This is a genomic window from Streptomyces venezuelae (assembly GCF_008642275.1).
Lineage (GTDB): Bacteria > Actinomycetota > Actinomycetes > Streptomycetales > Streptomycetaceae > Streptomyces > Streptomyces venezuelae_E.
Genome location: NZ_CP029189.1, coordinates 4,937,581 through 4,957,808, shown reverse-complemented (window position 1 = coordinate 4,957,808; position 20,228 = coordinate 4,937,581). Strand labels below are relative to the sequence as shown.

The 20,228-nt window shown below is 72.1% G+C and carries 21 protein-coding genes; 10 read left to right on the top strand and 11 right to left on the bottom strand.

Features of this window, described 5'->3' with window-relative positions; genetic code table 11:
• The first annotated feature begins 113 nt into the window (after positions 1–113).
• Entirely contained in the window at positions 114–2,513 is a 2,400-nt protein-coding gene (locus DEJ51_RS22225) for a ribonucleoside-diphosphate reductase subunit alpha (RefSeq protein ID WP_150259157.1), read from the top strand.
• Positions 2,513–3,529, top strand: coding sequence for a ribonucleotide-diphosphate reductase subunit beta (locus tag DEJ51_RS22220; RefSeq protein WP_150259156.1), 1,017 nt, complete (start codon positions 2,513–2,515; stop codon positions 3,527–3,529). The genes DEJ51_RS22225 and DEJ51_RS22220 overlap by 1 nt, the downstream gene beginning before the upstream one ends.
• Before the next feature lie 74 nt (positions 3,530–3,603).
• On the opposite strand, the gene DEJ51_RS22215 is transcribed toward DEJ51_RS22220, so the two are convergent.
• Positions 3,604–3,828, bottom strand: coding sequence for a hypothetical protein (locus tag DEJ51_RS22215; protein WP_150259155.1), 225 nt, complete (start codon positions 3,826–3,828; stop codon positions 3,604–3,606).
• 81 nt (positions 3,829–3,909) lie between these two features.
• On the opposite strand from DEJ51_RS22215, the gene DEJ51_RS22210 reads away from it, so the two are divergent.
• Complete coding sequence (locus tag DEJ51_RS22210; RefSeq protein WP_150259154.1) at positions 3,910–4,875, top strand: helix-turn-helix domain-containing protein; 966 nt, start codon at positions 3,910–3,912, stop codon at positions 4,873–4,875.
• A 5-nt stretch (positions 4,876–4,880) separates the two neighbouring features.
• Here the strand turns inward: DEJ51_RS22210 and def are convergent, their stop codons facing one another.
• The 8 genes from def to DEJ51_RS22170 form a co-directional block, all read right to left on the bottom strand.
• Entirely contained in the window at positions 4,881–5,516 is a 636-nt protein-coding gene (def, locus tag DEJ51_RS22205; RefSeq protein WP_150259153.1) for a peptide deformylase, read from the bottom strand.
• Between the two features lie 82 nt (positions 5,517–5,598).
• Positions 5,599–6,588 carry a tetratricopeptide repeat protein gene (locus DEJ51_RS22200; protein WP_030011692.1) on the bottom strand — a complete coding sequence of 330 codons (990 nt, stop codon included), beginning with the start codon at positions 6,586–6,588 and terminating at the stop codon, positions 5,599–5,601.
• Between the two features lie 131 nt (positions 6,589–6,719).
• Positions 6,720–7,979: an HD-GYP domain-containing protein gene (locus DEJ51_RS22195; protein ID WP_150259152.1), complete on the bottom strand. Its 1,260-nt coding sequence runs from the start codon at positions 7,977–7,979 to the stop codon at positions 6,720–6,722.
• A complete protein-coding gene (locus tag DEJ51_RS22190; protein ID WP_150259151.1) occupies positions 7,976–9,490 on the bottom strand; it encodes an HD-GYP domain-containing protein in 1,515 nt (504 codons plus the stop codon). The genes DEJ51_RS22195 and DEJ51_RS22190 overlap by 4 nt, the downstream gene beginning before the upstream one ends.
• Before the next feature lie 208 nt (positions 9,491–9,698).
• Entirely contained in the window at positions 9,699–10,004 is a 306-nt protein-coding gene (gene rsrA, locus DEJ51_RS22185) for a mycothiol system anti-sigma-R factor (protein ID WP_030012982.1), read from the bottom strand.
• Positions 10,001–10,645, bottom strand: coding sequence for a sigma-70 family RNA polymerase sigma factor (locus DEJ51_RS22180; RefSeq protein WP_030012983.1), 645 nt, complete (start codon positions 10,643–10,645; stop codon positions 10,001–10,003). The genes rsrA and DEJ51_RS22180 overlap by 4 nt, the downstream gene beginning before the upstream one ends.
• Positions 10,646–10,933: 288 nt before the next feature.
• Complete coding sequence (locus DEJ51_RS22175) at positions 10,934–11,584, bottom strand: alpha/beta family hydrolase (protein ID WP_150259149.1); 651 nt, start codon at positions 11,582–11,584, stop codon at positions 10,934–10,936.
• Positions 11,585–11,603: 19 nt separating this feature from the next.
• Positions 11,604–12,422: an SOS response-associated peptidase gene (locus DEJ51_RS22170; RefSeq protein ID WP_150259148.1), complete on the bottom strand. Its 819-nt coding sequence runs from the start codon at positions 12,420–12,422 to the stop codon at positions 11,604–11,606.
• A gap of 53 nt (positions 12,423–12,475) precedes the next feature.
• Here DEJ51_RS22170 and DEJ51_RS22165 point away from each other — a divergent pair, with 53 nt between their 5' ends.
• The 4 genes from DEJ51_RS22165 (at position 12,476) to DEJ51_RS22150 (ending at position 16,082) form a co-directional block, all read left to right on the top strand.
• Positions 12,476–13,189, top strand: a complete 714-nt coding sequence (locus tag DEJ51_RS22165) for a M50 family metallopeptidase (RefSeq protein WP_150259147.1) — start codon at positions 12,476–12,478, stop codon at positions 13,187–13,189.
• A gap of 64 nt (positions 13,190–13,253) precedes the next feature.
• The gene (gene aroA, locus DEJ51_RS22160; protein WP_150259146.1) at positions 13,254–14,636 is read left to right on the top strand and encodes a 3-phosphoshikimate 1-carboxyvinyltransferase; all 1,383 of its coding nucleotides are present in this window, start codon (positions 13,254–13,256) and stop codon (positions 14,634–14,636) included.
• 8 nt (positions 14,637–14,644) lie between these two features.
• Positions 14,645–15,655, top strand: a complete 1,011-nt coding sequence (gene rsgA, locus DEJ51_RS22155) for a ribosome small subunit-dependent GTPase A (RefSeq protein ID WP_150259145.1) — start codon at positions 14,645–14,647, stop codon at positions 15,653–15,655.
• Between the two features lie 103 nt (positions 15,656–15,758).
• Complete coding sequence (locus DEJ51_RS22150) at positions 15,759–16,082, top strand: DMT family transporter (protein WP_030011402.1); 324 nt, start codon at positions 15,759–15,761, stop codon at positions 16,080–16,082.
• Here the strand turns inward: DEJ51_RS22150 and DEJ51_RS22145 are convergent.
• The gene (locus DEJ51_RS22145; protein WP_150259144.1) at positions 16,048–16,590 is read right to left on the bottom strand and encodes a TetR/AcrR family transcriptional regulator; all 543 of its coding nucleotides are present in this window, start codon (positions 16,588–16,590) and stop codon (positions 16,048–16,050) included. The genes DEJ51_RS22150 and DEJ51_RS22145 overlap by 35 nt on opposite strands.
• Before the next feature lie 125 nt (positions 16,591–16,715).
• Between DEJ51_RS22145 and hisN the strand changes: the two genes are divergently transcribed.
• Positions 16,716–17,519, top strand: coding sequence for a histidinol-phosphatase (gene hisN, locus DEJ51_RS22140; RefSeq protein ID WP_150259143.1), 804 nt, complete (start codon positions 16,716–16,718; stop codon positions 17,517–17,519).
• A 170-nt stretch (positions 17,520–17,689) separates the two neighbouring features.
• Complete coding sequence (locus DEJ51_RS22135; RefSeq protein WP_030010856.1) at positions 17,690–18,082, top strand: cyclic nucleotide-binding/CBS domain-containing protein; 393 nt, start codon at positions 17,690–17,692, stop codon at positions 18,080–18,082.
• Between the two features lie 88 nt (positions 18,083–18,170).
• On the opposite strand, the gene DEJ51_RS22130 is transcribed toward DEJ51_RS22135, so the two are convergent.
• The gene (locus DEJ51_RS22130) at positions 18,171–19,640 is read right to left on the bottom strand and encodes a catalase (protein WP_150259142.1); all 1,470 of its coding nucleotides are present in this window, start codon (positions 19,638–19,640) and stop codon (positions 18,171–18,173) included.
• Between the two features lie 130 nt (positions 19,641–19,770).
• On the opposite strand from DEJ51_RS22130, the gene DEJ51_RS22125 reads away from it, so the two are divergent.
• Entirely contained in the window at positions 19,771–20,187 is a 417-nt protein-coding gene (locus tag DEJ51_RS22125) for a Fur family transcriptional regulator (protein ID WP_150259141.1), read from the top strand.
• Positions 20,188–20,228: the final 41 nt, after the last annotated feature.

Below are 20,228 nucleotides of genomic sequence, written 5' to 3'. Positions count from 1 at the left end.
TCGCGGTTGGGCCGGTGGACGCCATGTGGGGTACGCGTTCTCGTCGCGCCCGCATGCGCCCGCTCGCGCCCCGCCCCGCCGATGACCGGGCCGAGCGAGGGAGAGCTCCCGCCGTGACCATCGCGCCTTCCGCACCGCGCGCCGAGTCCACTTCTGGCGACAACACCGAGGGCCCGGGGGCCACGCTGCTGCGTACCCTCACCGAACTGACGGCGGACCTCCCCGACACCGACCCCGGCCGGGTCGCCGCCTCCGCGCTGCGCGGTCGCAGCGCCGCCGCCGACGACGCCGAGCTGCGCGGGCTGGCCACCGAGGCCGCCGCCGGCCTGATCTCCGAGGACCCGGCCTACTCCCGGCTCGCCGCCCGCCTGCTGACGCTGGCCGTGCGCGACGAGGCCGCGAGCCAGGGCTCCACCTCCTTCTCGGCCTCCGTCGAGGTCGGCCACCGCGAGGGCCTCATCGCCGACCGCACGGCCGAGTTCGTCCGCACGCACGCGGCCCGGCTCGACTCGCTCGTCGACCTGACCCTCGCCGAGGGCGCCGACGACCGCTTCGGCTTCTTCGGCCTGCGCACCCTGCACAGCCGCTACCTGCTGCGCCACCCGATCACCCGTCAGGTCATCGAGACGCCGCAGTACTTCATGCTGCGCGTGGCCTGTGGTCTGGCCGCCGACGACAGCGTCCAGGCGGTGGAGGAGGTGGCCTCGCTCTACCGGCTGATGAGCCGTCTGGACTACCTGCCGTCCTCCCCGACGCTCTTCAACTCCGGTACCCGGCACCCGCAGATGTCCTCCTGCTACCTGCTGGACTCGCCGCTGGACGAGCTCGACTCGATCTACGACCGCTACCACCAGGTGGCCCGCCTCTCCAAGCACGCCGGTGGCATCGGCCTCTCGTACTCCCGCATCCGCGCCCGCGGTTCGCTGATCCGCGGCACCAACGGCCACTCCAACGGCATCGTCCCGTTCCTGAAGACCCTCGACGCCTCCGTCGCGGCCGTGAACCAGGGCGGCCGCCGCAAGGGCGCCGCCGCCGTCTACCTGGAGACCTGGCACGCGGACATCGAGGAGTTCCTGGAGCTCCGCGACAACACCGGTGAGGACCAGCGCCGTACGCACAACCTGAACCTCGCCCACTGGGTGCCGGACGAGTTCATGCGCCGCGTGAACGCCGACGCCGAGTGGTCGCTGTTCTCCCCGGCCGACGTGCCCGAGCTGGTCGACCTGTGGGGCGACGACTTCGACGCCGCCTACCGCAAGGCCGAGGCGGACGGCCTGGCCCGCAAGACCATGCCCGCCCGTGACCTGTACGGCCGGATGATGCGCACCCTCGCGCAGACCGGCCAGGGCTGGATGACCTTCAAGGACGCCTCCAACCGCACGGCGAACCAGACCGCCGAGCCGGGCACGGTCGTGCACTCCTCGAACCTGTGCACCGAGATCATCGAGGTCACCAACGACGGCGAGACGGCCGTCTGCAACCTCGGCTCGGTCAACCTGGGCGCCTTCGTGCTCACCGAGACCGGTGAGATCGACTGGGAGCGCCTCGACGAGACCGTCCGCACCGCCGTGACCTTCCTCGACCGCGTGGTGGACATCAACTTCTACCCGACCGAGCAGGCCGGCCGCTCCAACGCCCGCTGGCGCCCGGTGGGCCTGGGCGCGATGGGCCTCCAGGACGTCTTCTTCAAGCTGAAGCTGCCCTTCGACTCCCCCGAGGCGAAGGCCCTGTCCACCAAGCTCTCCGAGCGCATCATGCTGGCCGCCTACGAGGCCTCCTGCGACCTCGCCGAGCGCAGCGGCCCGCTGCCGGCCTGGGAGCAGACCCGTACCGCCCGCGGTGTCCTGCACCCGGACCACTACGACGTCGAGCTGAACTGGCCGGAGCGCTGGGACGCGCTGCGCGCCCGGGTCGCCGAGACCGGCATGCGCAACTCCCTGCTCCTCGCGATCGCCCCGACGGCCACGATCGCCTCGATCGCCGGCGTGTACGAGTGCATCGAGCCGCAGGTCTCCAACCTCTTCAAGCGCGAGACGCTCAGCGGTGAGTTCCTCCAGGTGAACGGCTACCTGGTGGAGGAGCTGAAGCAGCTCGGCGTGTGGGACGCCCAGACCCGCGAGGCCCTGCGCGACTCCTCCGGCTCGGTCCAGGGCTTCGGCTGGATCCCGGCCGAGGTCCGCGAGCTGTACCGCACGGCGTGGGAGATCCCGCAGCGCGGTCTGATCGACATGGCGGCGGCCCGTACGCCGTTCCTGGACCAGTCGCAGTCGCTGAACCTGTTCCTGGAGACGCCCACCATCGGCAAGCTCAGCTCGATGTACGCGTACGCCTGGAAGCAGGGCCTGAAGACCACGTACTACCTGCGCTCGCGTCCGGCGACGAAGATCGCCCGCGCCGCGCAGGCCGCCACCCCCGCAGCGCTCCCCCTGGCCGACGCCGCCGCCGACGCCGCGGCCGCGGAAGCGCTCGCCTGCTCCCTTGAGAACCCCGAGTCCTGCGAGGCATGCCAGTAATGAGCTCCGACGACAAGAAGAATCTCCTGGACCCGGGCTTCGAGCTCACGCTCCGCCCGATGCGCTACCCGGACTTCTACGAGCGCTACCGGGACGCGATCAAGAACACCTGGACCGTCGAGGAGGTCGACCTCCACTCGGACGTCGCGGACCTCGCGAAGCTGACGGCCGCCGAGCAGCACATGATCGGCCGGCTGGTCGCGTTCTTCGCGACGGGCGACTCGATCGTCTCGAACAACCTGGTGCTGACGCTCTACAAGCACATCAACTCCCCGGAGGCGCGCCTGTACCTGTCGCGCCAGCTGTTCGAGGAGGCCGTGCACGTCCAGTTCTACCTGACGCTGCTCGACACCTACCTGCCCGACCCGGACGACCGCGCGGCCGCCTTCGACGCGGTCGAGGAGATCCCCTCCATCCGCGAGAAGGCCCAGTTCTGCTTCAAGTGGATGGACTCGGTCGAGAAGATCGAGCGTCTGGAGACGGCCGCCGACCGGCGCCGCTTCCTGCTGAACCTGATCTGCTTCGCGGCGTGCATCGAGGGTCTGTTCTTCTACGGTGCCTTCGCGTACGTGTACTGGTTCCGCTCGCGCGGTCTGCTGCACGGCCTGGCCACCGGCACCAACTGGGTCTTCCGCGACGAGACCATGCACATGAACTTCGCCTTCGAGGTCGTGGACACGGTCCGCAAGGAGGAGCCGGAGCTCTTCGACGACGCCCTTCAGCAGCAGGTCACCGACATGCTCAAGGAGGCCGTGGAGGCGGAGCTGCAGTTCGGCCGCGACCTGTGCGGTGACGGCCTGCCGGGCATGAACACCGAGTCGATGCGCGAGTACCTGGAGTGCGTCGCGGACCAGCGCCTGGTCCGTCTGGGCTTCCCGCCCGTGTACGGCTCGCAGAACCCGTTCTCCTTCATGGAGCTGCAGGGCGTCCAGGAGCTGACGAACTTCTTCGAGCGCCGTCCGTCGGCCTACCAGGTCGCGGTCGAGGGCACGGTCGACCTGGACGAGGACTTCTAAGGCCTCGTCCGGCTCTGCCGGGGAGCCGGGATGCGGAGGTTTCCGTGTCCCGGCTTCGCGCGTTCCCCCGGCGTTCAGTGGGCGATGGGGCCCCAGTACCGCCGGGCGGGCCGGAGGGTGCGCCGCCGCGGGGTGGGCGGCAGGCCGCCCGCACGCTGGCGGGGCAGCCACACCAGGCGGGTCGCGACGGCCCGCAGCTGCCGGTCGATCCGGCGGTCGCGGAGGATCCCGTACAGGCTGGGCCCGAGCACGAGGGCGACGAGGGCGAGGACGGCGAGGTAGTTCACGAAAGTGGTCATAGCTCTACTGTCCGCCCGATCGCCCATGATCGACAGTGGCAGTACTGTCATGAAAGACCGAATTACTGCCACACTATGGTCATGCTGACCAACGTGGCCGTGGCCCTCGTCGACGGAGTCGCCCCCTTCGAGCTGGGGATCTTCTGCGAGGTGTTCGGAATCGACCGCAGTGACATGGGCGTTCCGGTGTACGACTTCGCCGTGTGCGCGGCGGAGGAGGGGCCGCTGACCGTGGGCGGGGGCGCCTTCGGGATCACCCCCGCGCACGGCCTGGAGCGGCTGGAGGAGGCCGGGCTGATCTGCCTGCCCGCCGCCAGTGACGCCGGCGTGCGCGTCTATCCCGAGCCGCTGCTCGCGGCCCTGCGCCGGGCCGTGGACCGGGGCGCGCGGGTCCTCAGCGTGTGCAGCGGGGCCTACATCCTCGGCGCCGCCGGGCTGCTGGACGGCCGCCGGTGCACCACGCACTGGATGCACGCCGCGGCCCTGACCCGGCGCTTCCCGCGGGCCGTGGTCGACCCGGACGTGCTCTACGTCGACGAGGGCCCGGTGATCACGGCCGCCGGCACGGCCTCGGGCATCGACGCGTGCCTGCACGTGGTCCGCCAGGAGCACGGGGCCGAGGTGGCCAACGTCATCGCGCGCAGGATGGTCGTACCACCGCACCGGGACGGCGGGCAGGCCCAGTTCATCCAGCGGCCCCTGCCGCGCACGGCCTGTGACACGGTGGGCGAGGTGATCGAGTGGATGGCCCGCCACCTGGACGAGGAGATCACCGTCGAGCAGCTCGCGGAGCGAGCGCACATGTCCCCGCGCACCTTCGCCCGCCGCTTCCTCCAGGAGACCGGCACCACCCCGTACAAGTGGGTGCTGCGGCAGCGGGTCCTGCTCGCGCAGGAGCTGCTGGAGTCGACCGGCGAGACGGTGGACGCGATCGCCGGGCGCTGCGGCTTCGGCAACGCGGCCGCCCTGCGCCACCACTTCCTGCGGACCCTGGGCACCACGCCGAACTCCTTCCGGCGCGCGTTCCGGGGCCCGCAGGCCGCCTGAGGGACTCAGGCGTTGGGGACGGTCTCGTAGCGCGGGGTGCCCTCTTCCATCTGCCGCAGGGCGTCCTTGCGGTCCCGCTTCGAGAGGCGGTCGATGTAGAGGTAGCCGTACAGGTGGTCGGTCTCGTGCTGCAGGCAGCGGGCGAAGTAGCCGGTGCCGCGCACCTTGATCGGGTTGCCCTGCGCGTCCTGGCCGGTGACCTCGGCGTAGTCGGGGCGGGCCAGCGAGGCGTAGGCGGTCGGGACCGACAGGCAGCCCTCGTTGGAGTCGTCGAGCACCCGCCCGGCGGCCGGCAGCTCCACCAGCTTCGGGTTGACGACGACACCGGTGTGGCGCTTGCCGTCGTCGTCCGGGCAGTCGTAGACGAAGACCTTGGCGTCCACGCCGATCTGGTTCGCGGCCAGGCCCACGCCCTCGGCGGCCTTCTGGCTGGCGAACATGTCGTCGATCAGCTGCGCCAGCTCGTCGCCGAACTCGGTGACGTCCTTGCACTCCCGGTGCAGGACCGGGTTGCCGACCACGGTGATGGGACGGGCCGTGCCGCGCTGACGGTGGGCGAGCTCGCGCGCCTCACAGTCCTCGGTGTCCACGACGTACCCGTCGTTCACGCTCTCGACAACCTCGTTCTCCTGCTGCGCCATGTCCGCCGTACGCCTTCCGTAAGTCCCGGTCACCGATGGTCGTCGTGGCCACCGATGTGCCCGTACAGCCTACGGCCCCGGGTCAGCAGACTTCTTCGAGATCCCGCCACTCGCGGGTGCCGGGACTGTCCGCGACCCAGCCGTCGAGCAGTCCGCGCACCAGCCCGGCCGGTGCCGCGATCCCGCACTCGCGCTCGGGGACCCACAGGGAGCCCGAGCCGGCCGTACGGTGCCCGAGCGGTCCGGGGTGTCCGGGCTCGCTGTGGTCGTGCGGATCGAGGTGCTGCTCGCCGTCGCCCTCGTCGCTCGGCATCTCGCTCTCCGAGCAGGTCCGGCACAGCAGCCGCACCGACGAGGACCAGTCCTCGGCGGCGAACCCGGCGTCCGAGGCCAGCTGCTCCAGCGCGTCGCGGTCCGCCTCGGTGGCCGCCTCCAGCAGCACCACCCAGGTCGGCACCGGGGACGGCGCCCACAGTTCGATCTCGTCGAACACGGGGTAGGAGGGTCCGGCCGCGGTGACCCGCTCGCCGTGCGGGACCCCGTCGTGGAGCACGACCTCGCCCCAGCGCCGCCCCGAGGAGGGCAGCGGGATCGACAGGACCTCCAGCCGGGCCGGGTCCAGCCGACGGCCCCAGACCACTTCCGCCTCGCCCTCGGGCGAGAGCCGCACGGCGGCACTGCCGAGCTCCATCCCGACCGGCTCGCCCGCCCCGGCCGCGTCCCCGGGCACCTTCAGCCCGTACGCCTGCCAGGCCCGCCGGGCGAGCGGCCAGTCCTGCAGCGCGGTGGCGGCGATCCCGACGTTCCACCAGTCCGGGGCGCCCGTCTCACGGTCCAGCAGGGCCACGGCGCGCAGCCCGGCGGCCCGCGCCTGCTCCCAGTCGTGCCGGAACTTGTGCAGCAGGGCCAGATTGAACCAGGACTCGGACAGCCAGGGCTCCAGGTCCGCCGCTCTCGTCAGGAGCGCGCCCGCGTCCTCGTACCGCCCGTCGCCGATCAGCGTGAACGCGCGGTCGGTGGCCTGCCGCCACGAGGCGGAGGGCCGATGCCGTACCTTCCCGAAGATCCTCACGATTCCCGCCTGCCTGGGGGCACCTCCCAGCGGTCGCTGGGGGACAACGGTGCAGCCTTGCGGACACTCCTACGGTCCCTCTTACTGGCATCCAACCATGCCCACTCGGACGGCCGCTCATTACCCATGGGTTACCCAGGTGGGACGGGCACCACTCTGCCACGTCCGCCCCTGGCCAGAACCCTTGCGAGGCACTCAACGACCTCCGGCTGGTAATCGTGCCCGGTGCCGAGGCGGAGCCGCTCCAGGGCGGCCAGTGAGCCACCCGGGTGACGGTTTCCGCCGACCAGATCGTCGTACGCATTCACCGTACGCACGATCCGGGCCGCCGTGGGCTGCTCACGGTACGGATCCGCCTGCCGCTCCACCACCACGGCGACCTCGGCGGGCACCCCGGTCTGCCGGGCCACCTCCCCGCCCAGCTCGGCGATCCGGCGGGCCTCCGCGCCCGGCAGCCCGGCCGTGGCCCCGTCCGGGACCGGGTCGACGAGGGACAGCTGGCCGATGTCGTGCATCAGGGCGGCGTACTCCAGCACCGTGAGCTCCCGCTCCGACAGGCCGAGCTCCCGGCCGACGGCGCAGCTCAGGGCGGCCACCCGGCGGGCGTGGCCCGGGCGGGTGCAGCCGGCGATCTCGGTGGCGCGGGCCAGGGAGGTGATGGTCTGGCGGTAGGTGGTGCGGATCGCGGAGATCCGGTGGAAGGACAGCTGGGTCAGCAGCAGGGGCACGCTGAGGGCGGGCAGGGCCCACGGGCCCGCGACGGCCGCGCCGAGCGCCATCACGACCCCGGTGGCGCAGATCGCCGAGCCGATGCCGAGCTGGGCGCGCAGTTCGTCGTGCAGCAGCGGACCGTACGGCCGGCTGGTCCGGGCCCCGGCGAGCGCCGCGGCGAGCACGGCGTCGCACAGGGCGGTGAGGCCGAGGAGGCAGAGCAGGTAGCCGACGAGGTACGGGCCCTGGCCCACCCACTGCTCCAGCCGGCCCGAGTTGTAGAGCGGCTGGAAACAGGCGGCGGCGAAGGCGACCGTGAGCACCCGGCGGGACAGGTGGTCCAGGGCGGGGCCGCGGCCGCGGGCGACGTGCGGGACGATCCCGGCGAGGACGGCGGCGACGACGACCGCGACGGTCTGGAGCACCCCGTGGTGGGTGGGCCGGCCGGCGCTCTCTCCGAGCAGGGCGTAGGCCAGGGCTCCGGCGGAGCCGAGCGGTGCGGGGCGGCGGCCGAGAGGGTCCTGGCGGTCCCGGCGGGCGAGCTCCCCGACGGTGATCAGGGCGGCGAAGGCCAGGGCGGCGCCGGGCTCGGCGACGCCGTGCCACAGGGTGTGCCCGAGTGCGGCTCCGGTGAGCACCGCGGCGGCTCCGCGCACGGTCCACGCGGCCGGGACCCTCATCCGCCCGCCCCGGCGCCGCCCGCCCCGGTGCCGTCCGCGTCCGGCCCGGTTCCGCCGCCCGGGCCGGGGACCGCCGGGACCCTGTCCGGCGGCGGGGCCGGTGCGTGGGGGCGGGTGCCCTGCTCGGGCATCCCGGCCAGGACCGCCGGGCCCGGTCCGCGCTCCGCCCCGGGGGCACCGGCCGGGATCACCTGGAGGTCCTCGTCCGAGGTCACCACCGGATGCCAGCCGGTGCGGCCGATCGCGTCGGTCAGTGCCCGCACCATCGACGGGTCGAACTGCGCCCCCGCGCACCGTTCCAGCTCCGCCAGGGCGACGGGCACCGGCCTGGCCCGGCTGTACGAGCGGGTCGAGGTCATCGCGTCGAAGGCGTCGGCCACCGCCACCACCCGGGCCAGCACCGGGATCTGCTCACCGGTCAGCCCGTACGGATAGCCGGAGCCGTCGACCCGCTCGTGGTGGTGCAGGATCGCCGCGCGGGCCTCGCCGAGGAAGCCGATGCCGCGCACCATCTCGTGCCCGTACTCGGGGTGCAGCTCGATGATCCGGCGCTCCTGCGGGGTGAGCGGTCCGTCCTTGCGCAGCAGCCGGGTGGGGACGCCCAGTTTCCCCACGTCGTGCAGGATCCCGGCGATGCGCACCGTCTCCAGCCGGTCCTCCGTCATGCCCAGCTCCCGGGCGATCATCGCGGAGGCCTGGCCGACCCGTTCGCTGTGTCCGCGCGTGTAACGGTCCTTGATGTCGACGGCCTGGACGAGGGCGCGGATGGTCGCCTGGTGGGCGGTGCGCTCGCGGTGGTACTGGGCGAAGATCCAGCAGGAGATGTACACGGGCAGCAGGACGAGCAGGGCGGCCGGGGGGCCGTAGGGGCTGCGCCACATGACCGCCATCATCAGACCGGCGAGGCCGTGGACGCAGTGGGGGGCGAGCGAGGAGCCCGCGAGCCCGCGCCAGGCGGTGGCGGCCGGGCGGCGTTCGGCGGTGACCAGGATGCCGCCGTCGAGGGCGGTGAGCAGCAGGCAGAAGGTGACGGCGGCCGCCGTCGCGGGAAGCAGTGCGTAGGGGAAGTCGGCCGGCCCCAGGAGCGGCCCGGGGCCGTCGGAGGGGCCGCCGCCGAGGGTGGCCGGGCCGTGCAGCAGCCCGTAGGCCTGCCCCGCGGTCCAGGCCGCGGTCGCCTGCTGCGCGGCGTGCCACAGGCGGCGCACCCCGGCCGGCCGCTGGACGACGGTGCCCGCGAGTCCCCCGGGCAGCGCCACGAGCGCGGCGGCGGCGGGCGGCAGCAGGAAGACGGCGGCGAGCACGACGGGGAAGAAGGAGCCGATGCCCTCGGGCACCCGGCCGCTTCGCAGCGGGCAGGCCTTGACCAGTTCGCAGCCGAGGTAGAGCACGGCGAGCAGGGCCACGTCCGGCCAGGGCGTACCGGAATCCGTGAAGGCGGGGGTGACGCACGCGACGGCCGTGAGAACGGCGCACAGGAGGTATCCGCGCGCCCCCGGCGGAAGTGCCCGCATGGCGCTCTCCTCCCCTGTGCCGTTGTGCCGTGCACACCGGGTGCCGAATCGAACCAGCACCGAATGGGGAGAATAGGTGGGGCCCGCAGCGAGGTGGGCCACATTTCCGCATTGGGCCATGCGGACGCCCCCGGATTAGCACATTCGGGTGAATGAAGTGCTCTTCCGGGGGCGGCTGTTCACGCGTCTGACGGGCGGCCGGCGCCGGTCAGCCGGGTGCGGGATTGTCGGCGGTGACATCGTGGTCGGGCACCGCCTGACCGGACCTGATCAGTTCGATCCGGCCCATCACCTTCGACCGCAGGTCGGTCGGCACGTCGTCCGAGCCGCAGCAGCGCTTCACCAGCTTCTTCACGGCCTGTTCGAGCCCGTACTTCTCCAGGCAGGGATTGCACTCGCCGAAATGCGTCTCGAACTTCGTGCAGTCACTGTCCGGCATCTCCTGGTCGAGGAACTCGTACAGGTGATCCAGGACCTCAGAGCACTCTGTCTCGTGCGGCTCTCCGCAACTCATGAGTCCGAGCCTTTCCGGTCGTTCGACTCTCCCGCGCCCGCGGGAACCAGCCCACGCTCACGGGCGTAGTCCTCCAGCATTCCGCGGAGTTGACGGCGGCCACGGTGCAGTCGCGACATGACCGTACCGATGGGTGTACCCATGATGTCCGCGATCTCCTTGTACGCAAAGCCCTCTACGTCGGCAAGGTAGACCGCGATGCGGAACTCCTCCGGAATGGCCTGCAGGGCTTCCTTCACGTCCGAATCGGGCAGGTGGTCGAGTGCCTGCGACTCGGCGGAACGCAGTCCGGTCGACATGTGCGACTCGGCGCGCGCCAGCTGCCAGTCCTCGATCTCCTCCGCGGCGCTGCGCTGCGGCTCGCGCTGCTTCTTGCGGTAGGAGTTGATGAAGGTGTTGGTCAGGATGCGGTAGAGCCACGCCTTCAGGTTGGTGCCCTCGCGGAACTGGTGGAACGACGCGTACGCCTTCGCGTACGTCTCCTGGACCAGGTCCTCGGCGTCGGCCGGATTGCGCGTCATGCGCAGCGCGGCCGAGTACATCTGGTCGAGGTAGCCGAGGGCGTCCCGTTCGAAGCGCGCGTTGCGCTCCAGGGTCGTCTCCTCCGCGTGGCCTTCGTCGGTCCCAGCGACAGGACCCACCTCCTCCGACAGCGTGGCGGACCCGAAAGCGGATCCGCTCGAATCGGAGAATAGTCGACCTTCCCGGCCCTCCGCCGCCCGAAGCGAGCTGCGCTTGGGCGCCGGCAGCACGGTCCAGTCCAGGTCAGCGGCCTGCCGACGGTTCTGGCTGATGACCTGGGTCATGCGCTCCCTCTCCTCCGACGCGTTCTCCTACGTTCCGACATCCGAGACAACGAAGGGGGCGGGCGGCGCATTCCCGGGCGCCCGGCGGGTTTCGGGCTTTCTCCGGGAGGCGGCCGGCGGGCTTCACACGGGGAGCCGTGCGAGCCACTCCCCCACCGCCGTGGTGATCGTCGAGAGCGCCGCCTCCTGGGTGGTGTCCGCCTTCTTCGGCACCGCGAAGCCGTGATCGGCGTAGGCCACCTCCACCAGCTCGTACGGTTGCCCCTCGCCCGGCGGCGGGAACTCCTCGGGCCGCCCGAAGGGGTCCCGGTCGCCCTGGACCACGAGGGCGGGCCGGCCGGCCCCGGTGAGCTCCCCGGCGCGGGACTTCTCCGGCCGGCCCGGCGGGTGCAGCGGGAAGGCCAGCGCCAGCACCCCGGCCGCCCCCAGTCCGGCGGCGGTCCGGCAGGCCACCCGGGCCCCGGCGCTGCGCCCGCCCGCGACCACGGGCAGTCCGGGCTCCACGAGCGCCGGCCACAGCCCGCGCCATCCCTCGTCCAGCACCTTGGGAGCGGCGGCGACCTTCTTCCCGGCGACCCGCCAGGGCTGTTCGACCAGCGCCACCGTGATCCCGCGGGCGGGCAGGGCGGCGGCCAGCGCCCGGAGGTCCCGGGCCTCGATGCCGCCGCCCGCGCCGTGGCCGACGGCGAGCACGAGCCGCGGCTCCGGCGCCCGGTGCCAGGTGATGCGGGCCTCGCCCGCCGGGGTGTCGACACTCTCGGTACGCGTGGTCATGCGTCCCATCCTGCCCGGGTCAGAAGAGGGTGCCCTCCTCCGGCGCGGCCAGCTCCGTCAGCAGCTCCGGGCCGTTGTTGCGCACGCTGCTCACCGCCGTGGACACCGGGTAGGCCCGCATCAGCCCGCCGGGCGGCGGGGCGAGCAGTTCCCGCAGCGAGCGCTCGGTGTCGGTGTTCGCCGGGTCCAGCCAGGCGTCCCAGCGGTCCGGGGTGAGCATCAGCGGCATCCGGGGGTGGATGTCGGCGAGCGAGCGCGGCCCCTCGGCGGGGGCCACGCCCAGGGGGCCGGTCTCGGCCTCCGTGGTGATCACCGAGCAGGTGACCCACCAGGACAGCGGGTGCTCGTCGGGCAGGGTCCGGTCGCGCCAGAACTCGTATATCCCGGCCATCGCGAAGACGGAGCCGTCGGAGGGGAGGACGAAATAGGGCTGCTTGCGGGCCCGCTTCTTCTTGCCCTCCACCTCCAGCTGCCGCTCGTCGTGGGCGGTGACCCACTCGTAGTAGCCGTCGGCGGGGACGATGCAGCGGCGCTGTGCGAAGGGACGGCGGAAGGACGGCTTCTCGTGGAGGGTCTCGGAGCGGGCGTTGATCATCCGGGCGGCGCCGTCGGGGTTCTGGGCCCAGGAGGGGACCAGCCCCCATTTCAGGACGCGCAGCTGGCGAACCGGACGCGGGTGCGAGGCGTCTTTGAGGGGACGGTCGAGGACCACGTGGACCTCTTTCGTCGGCGCCACGTTGAAGTCGGGGGCCAGGGCCTCCTCCGGCTCCCACCTCTCGATGCCGAAGGCCTCCACGAGGTCCTCGGGCCTACGACTCGCCGCATACCGTCCGCACATGGCTGCCACACTGCCATGTCGCCCCAACCCCACCGCAAGGAGTCCGCCACCTTATGGACAGCAGCACGACGGCCGGTCTGTGGGACCGGCTCACGGGCATACAGACCGCGCCCGACCTGTGGCTGGTGATCGTGACGGGAGTCGTCGCGCTGGCCGCGGTGGGGCCCCGCCCGCTGTGGCGGATCTCGCGCAACACCATCACCATCGCGCACGAGGGGGGGCACGGGCTGATGGCCCTGCTCACCCGGCGGCGCCTGAGCGGGATACGGCTGCACTCCGACACCAGCGGGGTCACCGTCAGCCGGGGCAAGCCGACGGGCCTCGGGATGATCCTGACCGCGGCGGGCGGGTACACCGCGCCGTCGCTGCTCGGGCTGGGCGGGGCGGCCCTGCTGTCCGCGCACCGGATCACGCTGCTGCTGTGGGTGGCCACCGCCCTGCTGCTGGCGATGCTGGTGATGATCCGGAACGCGTACGGGGCGCTGACGGTGATCCTGACCGGCGGAACCTTCCTGCTGGTGTCCTGGCTGGCGCCGGCGGAGGTACAGGCCGGTTTTGCTTACCTGGTGGTGTGGTTCCTGCTGCTGGGCGGGGTCCGGCCGGTCTTCGAGCTGGGGGCCAAGCGCCGGGGCGGCGGGGCACCCGATTCCGACGCCGACCAGCTCGGCCGGCTCACCCACCTTCACCCGGTGGTGTGGCTGCTCTTCTTCCACGTCGTCGCGCTGTGCTCGCTGATCGGCGGCGCCCGCTGGCTGCTCGCCCTGTGACCGCTCCCTGAGACGGGACCGGGATCAAGATCTGGCATCGGGGGAAGCCACTAAAGTGGGGGCCATGACCGAGACCCCCGCGCTCCCTGCCCTCTGGCCCGCTCCGCTCGCCGATGGGGCCGTCCACGCCACCGTCACGGTGCCGGGGTCCAAATCGGTCACCAACCGGGCCCTCGTGCTCGCCGCGCTCGCCGCCGAGCCCGGCTGGGTGCGCCGCCCGCTGCGCTCGCGCGACTCCCAGCTGATGTCCGACGCGCTGCGGGCGCTGGGCGTCGGCATCGAGGAGACCGTCTCGTCCAGCTCCGCCGGTTCCGCCGACGGCGCGGTGGGCGGCGAGGCCTGGCGGATCATTCCCGCGGCCCTGCACGGTCCGACGACCGTGGACGTCGGCAACGCGGGCACGGTCATGCGCTTCCTGCCGCCCGTCGCCACCCTCGCCGACGGCGACATCCGCTTCGACGGTGACCCGCGTTCCTACGAGCGCCCGCTCGGCCAGGTCATCACCGCCCTGCGGACCCTCGGCGCCCGGATCGACGACGACGGCCGCGGCGCGCTGCCCATGACCGTCCAGGGCGGCGGGGCCCTGGAGGGCGGCACGGTCGAGATCGACGCCAGCAACTCCTCGCAGTTCGTCTCCGCCCTGCTGCTGTCCGCCCCGCGCTTCAACCAGGGCGTCGAGGTCCGGCACGTGGGCGGCAACCTGCCGTCGATGCCGCACATCCGGATGACCGTGGAGATGCTGCGCGCGGCGGGCGCCCAGGTCGACACCCCCGAGGCCGGGGGCGAGAAGGACGTGTGGCGGGTCGCCCCGGGCGCGCTGCTGGGCCGCGACATGGTCGTGGAGCCGGACCTCTCCAACGCGCAGCCCTTCCTGGCCGCGGCCCTGATCACCGGCGGCACCGTCACCGTCCCGGACTGGCCGCGCCGCACCACGCAGCCGGGCGACGCGCTGCGCCGGATCTTCACGGAGATGGGCGGTTCCTGCGAGCTGACCGACGCGGGGCTGGTCTTCACCGGCACCGGCAAGATCCACGGCATCGACGTGGACCTGAGCGAGGTCGGCGAGCTCACCCCGGGCATCGCGGCCGTGGCCGCCCTGGCCGATTCCGAGTCGGTGCTGCGCGGTGTCGCGCACCTGCGGCTGCACGAGACGGACCGGCTGGCCGCGCTGACCAAGGAGATCAACGCGCTCGGCGGTGACGTCACCGAGACCGAGGACGGTCTGCGCATCCGGCCGCGCCGGATGCACGGCGGGGTGTTCCACACGTACGACGACCACCGGATGGCCACCGCGGGTGCGGTGATCGGCCTGGCCGTGGAGGGCGTGCAGATCGAGAACGTGGCGACGACCGCGAAGACGCTGCCGGACTTCCCGAGGATGTGGACCGACATGCTCGCCGGGGACGCCGGCGGCCCGGGGGCACCCGGAGCGGGTGCGGGAGCGTAGGGCCGGTCATGCGCAGGTACGGCAAGCACACCGACGAGGACGACATCCGCCAGCGCCCGAACCCCAAGGGCAACCGGCCGCGGACCAGCATCCGGCCCAAGCACGAGGACGCGGCCGAGGGCTTCGTCCTCACCGTGGACCGGGGCCGGCTGACCTGCCTGGTCGAGGGCCGTTCCGTGCACGCGATGAAGGCCCGCGAGCTGGGCCGCAAGGCCGCGGTGGTCGGTGACCGGGTCTGGATCGTCGGTGACCTGTCCGGCAAGAAGGACACCCTGGCCCGCATCGTGCGGATCGAGGAGCGCAAGTCCGTCCTGCGGCGCACCGCCGACGACGACGACCCGTACGAGCGGGTGGTCGTCGCCAACGCCGACCAGCTGGCCATCGTCACGGCCCTGGCCGACCCGGAGCCGCGGCCCCGGATGATCGACCGCTGTCTGGTCGCGGCGTACGACGCCGGCCTGGAGCCGCTGCTGGTGCTCACCAAGTCCGACCTGACCTCCGCGGACAAGATCCTGGAGATCTACTCCACCTTCGGCCTGAACTACGTGGTGACCAACCGCGAGGAGCTGGCCACCGGTGATGCGGCCGACCGGGTGCGCGAGCGGCTCCACGGCCGCATCACCGCCTTCGTCGGGCATTCGGGCGTCGGCAAGACCACCCTGGTGAACTCCCTGGTCGCCGAGGGCCGCCAGCGTGCCACCGGCCACGTCAACGCCGTGACCGGCCGCGGTCGGCACACCACCACCTCGGCGCTCGCGCTGCCGCTGCCGAGCGGCGACGGCTGGGTCATCGACACCCCGGGGGTGCGCTCCTTCGGTCTGCACCACGTGGACCCGTCCCGGGTGATCCTGGCCTTCCCGGACCTGGTGCCGGGTACGGAGGAGTGCCCGCGGGCGTGCAGCCACGACGAGCCGGACTGCGCGCTCGACGCGTGGGTCGAGGACGGCCATGCGGACCCGGCGCGACTGTATTCGCTGCGTCGGCTGCTGCAGACGCGCGAGCGGCGCGAGGGCGACTGACCGTCCGGTGGTGGCGCGGCCGCGTTTGTCGAGCGCTCTGTCTGGATAAATGCATAATCGCACCAAGTGACGTGCTGTCACGTGACGCGGGGAGGCATTCGACATGGCGTGGCTGCTGGTGGTGGTCGCGGGACTCCTGGAGACCGGCTTCGCGGTCTGCCTCAAGCTCTCCCACGGATTCACCCGCCTGTGGCCGACCGTCGCCTTCGCCTGCTTCGCGCTCGGCAGCTTCGGCCTGCTGACCCTGGCGCTCAAGAAGCTGGACGTGGGGCCGGCCTACGCGGTGTGGACGGGCATCGGGGCGGCCGGTACGGCGATCTACGGGATGGTCTTCCTCGGCGATCTGGTCTCCACCCTCAAACTCGTCTCGATCTCGCTGGTCATCCTGGGCGTCATCGGGCTCCAGCTGTCCGGGTCGGCGCACTGAGCAGCCGGCGCAGCTCGCCCGCTCCCGGCTCCTCCCCCGGGGCGATCACGTAGGACAGGGCGAGACGCACGGCGAGTTCGCAGCGCTGCGGGCCCTCCCCCGGCGTCAGCGCGGCGGCCGCACGGTCCCGGACGGCCCGGGCCAGGTCGCCGGGCCCCGGCGCCCGGCCGCCCGCCGCGGGCAGGCCCGGGTCCCAGGCGCCGGTGAGCAGGGCCCGTACGAGGGGCTGGGCGCGGGCCGCGCGTACGGTCCACTCCGCGACGGCGGCGAGCCGCTCGGCAGCCTGGGCCGGAGCGGACAGCACCCGGTCCACCCCGTCGAGAAAGCGGTCGGCCTCGCGGCGGACCAGGGCGCGGCCCAGGCCCGCCTTGCCGCCGAACTCGTTGTAGAGGGTCTGCCGGGACACCCCGGCGGCGGCGGCCACGTCGACCATCCGCACGTCCGGCCAGGGGCGCGCCGAGAGCGCCGCTCCTGCCGCCTCCAGCAAGGACTCCCGGGCTGCCGGCATCCGCGCCTCCCCGTTCGGCTCTCTCCGGCCAGAGTTGACGGGTCGCCAGATCCTGTCAAGGGCGCGTCCGGGCCGTACCGTGGACAGCGTTGGTCGGGCCCCGCGAGTCTCGATACTGTTCGGGCATGCCCGAGTATGACGATGACCTGCGCCTTGCCCTCGAACTCGCCGACGCGGCGGACACCGCCACGATGGAGCGCTTCCGCGCCCTCGACCTGCAGGTCGAGACGAAGCCGGACATGACCCCGGTGAGCGAGGCGGACAAGGCCGCCGAGGAGGTCATCCGGGCCGGCATCGCGGCCGCGCGGCCGGACGACGCCATCCTGGGCGAGGAGTACGGGCTCAAGGGCAGCGGTCCGCGGCGCTGGGTCGTGGACCCGATCGACGGCACGAAGAACTACGTCCGCGGGGTTCCCGTGTGGGCGACCCTGATCTCCCTGATGGCCGAGGACCCCGACGGCGAGTTCCGCCCGGTGGTCGGCGTGGTGTCCGCGCCGGCGCTGGGCCGCCGCTGGTGGGCGACCCGGGGCGGGGGCGCGTACGCGGGTGGCGCGCTCGGCGAGACCTGCGCCATCGGCGTGTCCAAGGTGGGCGGGCTGGGCGACGCCTCGTTCGCGTACTCCTCGCTGAGCGGCTGGGAGGAGCAGGGCCGCCTCGCCGGCTTCCTGGACCTGACCCGGGCGTGCTGGCGGACCCGCGGCTACGGGGACTTCTGGCCGTACATGATGGTCGCGGAGGGCTCGCTGGACCTGTGCGCCGAGCCCGAACTCAACCTCTGGGACATGGCGGCCATCGCGGTCGTGGTCCAGGAGGCGGGCGGCCGTTTCACCAGCCTGGACGGCGTGGACGGGGTGCACGGCGGGAACGCCGCGGCCTCGAACGGGCTGCTCCACGAGGAGATGCTGGAGCGGCTGCGCCCGCGCGCCTGAGCCCGCCGCGCGCTGTCCGCGCTCCGTTGCGCGCCTTCTTGTCGGCCCCGCGGGTCCATGGGAATCTGATACTCCCCACGCTTGTGCGCTTGTGAAGCATTTCTCTTGAGGCGGTTCCTCAGGCGCACCCACCCAGGCGGGGGGACTCACCCCAGGAGGTGGCTCTCTTCATGCTCGTCCGTGACGCCATGAGCACCGTGATCCTCACCCTCGGACCCGCACACACCCTCCGGCAGGCGGCCTGCCTGATGTCCGGCCGGCGCGTCGGCGCGGCCGTCGTCCTCGACCCCGACCACAGCGGAATCGGCATCCTGACCGAGCGCGACATCCTCAACTCGATCGGCGCGGGCCACGACCCGGACCGGGAGTCCGTGGGCGCGCACACCACCAACAACGTCGTGTTCTGCACCCCTGAAGCCACCGTGCAGGAAGCCGCCGAGGCGATGGCCCACGGCGGCTTCCGGCACCTGATCGTGCTGGAGCACGGCGGGCCCGTCGGCATCGTGTCCGTGCGCGACGTCATCCGCTGCTGGGTCCCGGCGCGGCGGACCGTCGCCGCGTGAGACGAGGCGTCCCCGCGTGAGACGACGCCGGGCCGCGGCCCTCCGAAGAGGGCCGCGGCCCGGCGTCCTGCTGCGGCGAGCGCTCCGGTCAGCCGCGGAGGGCCTGGACCGCGGCTTCGAGACGCTTGCCGAAGTCACCGTCCGCCCGGCGGAAGTTGTCGATCGCCCGCTCGACGATGTCGTCGCGGGAGACCTTGGCGATGAAGCCGGACAGGTTCTCGATCAGACGGGACTTCTCGTCCTCCGAGTACAGGCGGTAGAGGTTGCCCGCCTGGACGAAGTCGTCGTCCTCGCTGTGGACGGGGGCGGCGTGGTTGCCCGTGCCACCGGTCACGGCGACGGGCTGCCACAGCGGGCGGTCCGTCTGGTGCGGGCCGCCGAAGCTGTTCGGCTCGTAGTTCTTCGCGCCCTTGTGGCGGCCGTCGTACAGGTAGCCGTCGCGGGAGTTGGTGCGCGCCTCGGTGGCGTGCGGGCGGTTCACCGGCAGGTGGTCGGCGTTGATGCCGACGCGGTAGCGGTGGGCGTCGCCGTAGCCGAAGAGGCGGCCCTGGAGCATCTTGTCCGGGGACGGACCGATGCCGGGGACGAAGTGCGCCGGGGAGAAGATGGACTGCTCGACCTCGGCGAAGACGTTCTCCGGGTTGCGGTTGAGCTCCAGCTTGCCGATCTCGATCGGCGGGTAGTCCTCGTGCGGCCACACCTTGGTGAGGTCGAACGGGTTGAAGCGGTACTGGGCCGCCTCGGCCGCGGGCATGATCTGGACCTGCACGGTCCAGGTCGGGAAGTCGCCGCGCTCGATGGACTCGCGCAGGTCGCGCTGGTGCGAGTCGGGGTCCTCACCGGCGAGGGCGTTGGCCTCGGCCTGGGTGAGGTTCTTGATGCCCTGGTCGGTCTTGAAGTGGTACTTGACCCAGAAGACCTCGCCGGCCTCGTTGTTCCACTGGAACGTGTGCGAGCCGTAGCCGTTCATGTGGCGGTAGGACGCCGGGATGCCGCGGTCGCCGAACAGCCAGGTCACCTGGTGGGTCGACTCGGGCGACAGACCCCAGAAGTCCCAGACGTTGTCCGCCTCCTGCGAGCCCGTGTACGGGTCGCGCTTCTGGGTGTGGATGAAGTCGGGGAACTTGATGGCGTCCTTGATGAAGAACACCGGGGTGTTGTTGCCGACGAGGTCGTAGTTGCCCTCCTCGGTGTAGAACTTCAGCGCCCAGCCGCGGGGGTCGCGGACCGCGTCCGCGCTGCCGAGGTTGCCGGCGACGGTGGAGAAGCGCAGGAAGGTCTCGGTCTCCTTGCCGACCTCGGACAGGAACTTCGCCCGGGTCCACTGCGAGACGTCGCGGGTCAGCGTGAAGGTGCCGTACGCACCGGCGCCGCGGGCGTGCACCACGCGCTCCGGGATGCGCTCACGGTTGAAGTGCGCGAGCTTCTCCAGCAGCAGCTGGTCCTGGACCAGAACGGGGCCGCCGACGCCCGCGGTCTCGCTGTTCTGGTTGTCGGCGACCGGCGCTCCGGCCTCCGTGGTGAGCGGTCCCTGCGTCACGTGCGCCTCCTGCGTCATCCCTGCGTGTCCTGTCCTTGGCCTGTGCCGAAACCGATCCTACGATGGACTTTGTCTAAGTCAAGTAAGCATCCAAGTCCGCACCGGTTCGGGAGTTACACCGGATCCCCTCACTGTTAGGCTGATGTCCATGAGTGACCTGCTGGATCGACTTCGCGGACGCGGCTGGCGCATGACGGCGCAGCGGCGTGTCGTGGCCGAGGTGCTCGACGGTGACCACGTGCACCTGACGGCTGACGAGGTGCACGCGCTCGCGGTGGCCAGGCTGCCCGAGATCTCCCGTGCGACCGTCTACAACACCCTGGGCGAGCTCGTCACCCTGGGCGAGGTGCTGGAGGTCTCCACGGACCGCCGCGCCAAGCGCTACGACCCGAACGCCCACCGTCCCCACCAGCACCTGGTCTGCGCCCAGTGCGGTGCGATCCGCGACGTGCACCCGGCGGGCAACCCGCTGGCCGACCTCCCCGACGCGGAACGCTTCGGTTTCGTGGTGTCGGCGGTCGAGGTGACGTACCGCGGCGTCTGCCCGAACTGCGCGGCCGCCTGAGCGCACGCACACGAAAGGGCCCGGACCCCCTCGGGGGGTCC

What these genes read in the sequence shown, in the direction of transcription:
- aroA (WP_150259146.1), top strand. Translation starts at nt 13,254, where the DNA reads ATGACCGAGACCCCCGCGCTCCCTGCCCTCTGGCCCGCTCCGCTCGCC.
- DEJ51_RS22195 (WP_150259152.1), bottom strand. Translation starts at nt 7,979, where the DNA reads ATGAGGGTCCCGGCCGCGTGGACCGTGCGCGGAGCCGCCGCGGTGCTC.
- DEJ51_RS22175 (WP_150259149.1), bottom strand. Translation starts at nt 11,584, where the DNA reads ATGACCACGCGTACCGAGAGTGTCGACACCCCGGCGGGCGAGGCCCGC.
- rsrA (WP_030012982.1), bottom strand. Translation starts at nt 10,004, where the DNA reads ATGAGTTGCGGAGAGCCGCACGAGACAGAGTGCTCTGAGGTCCTGGAT.
- DEJ51_RS22145 (WP_150259144.1), bottom strand. Translation starts at nt 16,590, where the DNA reads ATGCCGGCAGCCCGGGAGTCCTTGCTGGAGGCGGCAGGAGCGGCGCTC.
- DEJ51_RS22190 (WP_150259151.1), bottom strand. Translation starts at nt 9,490, where the DNA reads ATGCGGGCACTTCCGCCGGGGGCGCGCGGATACCTCCTGTGCGCCGTT.
- DEJ51_RS22210 (WP_150259154.1), top strand. Translation starts at nt 3,910, where the DNA reads ATGCTGACCAACGTGGCCGTGGCCCTCGTCGACGGAGTCGCCCCCTTC.
- def (WP_150259153.1), bottom strand. Translation starts at nt 5,516, where the DNA reads ATGGCGCAGCAGGAGAACGAGGTTGTCGAGAGCGTGAACGACGGGTAC.
- hisN (WP_150259143.1), top strand. Translation starts at nt 16,716, where the DNA reads ATGCCCGAGTATGACGATGACCTGCGCCTTGCCCTCGAACTCGCCGAC.
- DEJ51_RS22150 (WP_030011402.1), top strand. Translation starts at nt 15,759, where the DNA reads ATGGCGTGGCTGCTGGTGGTGGTCGCGGGACTCCTGGAGACCGGCTTC.
- DEJ51_RS22220 (WP_150259156.1), top strand. Translation starts at nt 2,513, where the DNA reads ATGAGCTCCGACGACAAGAAGAATCTCCTGGACCCGGGCTTCGAGCTC.
- DEJ51_RS22135 (WP_030010856.1), top strand. Translation starts at nt 17,690, where the DNA reads ATGCTCGTCCGTGACGCCATGAGCACCGTGATCCTCACCCTCGGACCC.
- DEJ51_RS22165 (WP_150259147.1), top strand. Translation starts at nt 12,476, where the DNA reads ATGGACAGCAGCACGACGGCCGGTCTGTGGGACCGGCTCACGGGCATA.
- DEJ51_RS22125 (WP_150259141.1), top strand. Translation starts at nt 19,771, where the DNA reads ATGAGTGACCTGCTGGATCGACTTCGCGGACGCGGCTGGCGCATGACG.
- DEJ51_RS22170 (WP_150259148.1), bottom strand. Translation starts at nt 12,422, where the DNA reads ATGTGCGGACGGTATGCGGCGAGTCGTAGGCCCGAGGACCTCGTGGAG.
- DEJ51_RS22215 (WP_150259155.1), bottom strand. Translation starts at nt 3,828, where the DNA reads ATGACCACTTTCGTGAACTACCTCGCCGTCCTCGCCCTCGTCGCCCTC.
- rsgA (WP_150259145.1), top strand. Translation starts at nt 14,645, where the DNA reads ATGCGCAGGTACGGCAAGCACACCGACGAGGACGACATCCGCCAGCGC.
- DEJ51_RS22130 (WP_150259142.1), bottom strand. Translation starts at nt 19,640, where the DNA reads ATGACGCAGGAGGCGCACGTGACGCAGGGACCGCTCACCACGGAGGCC.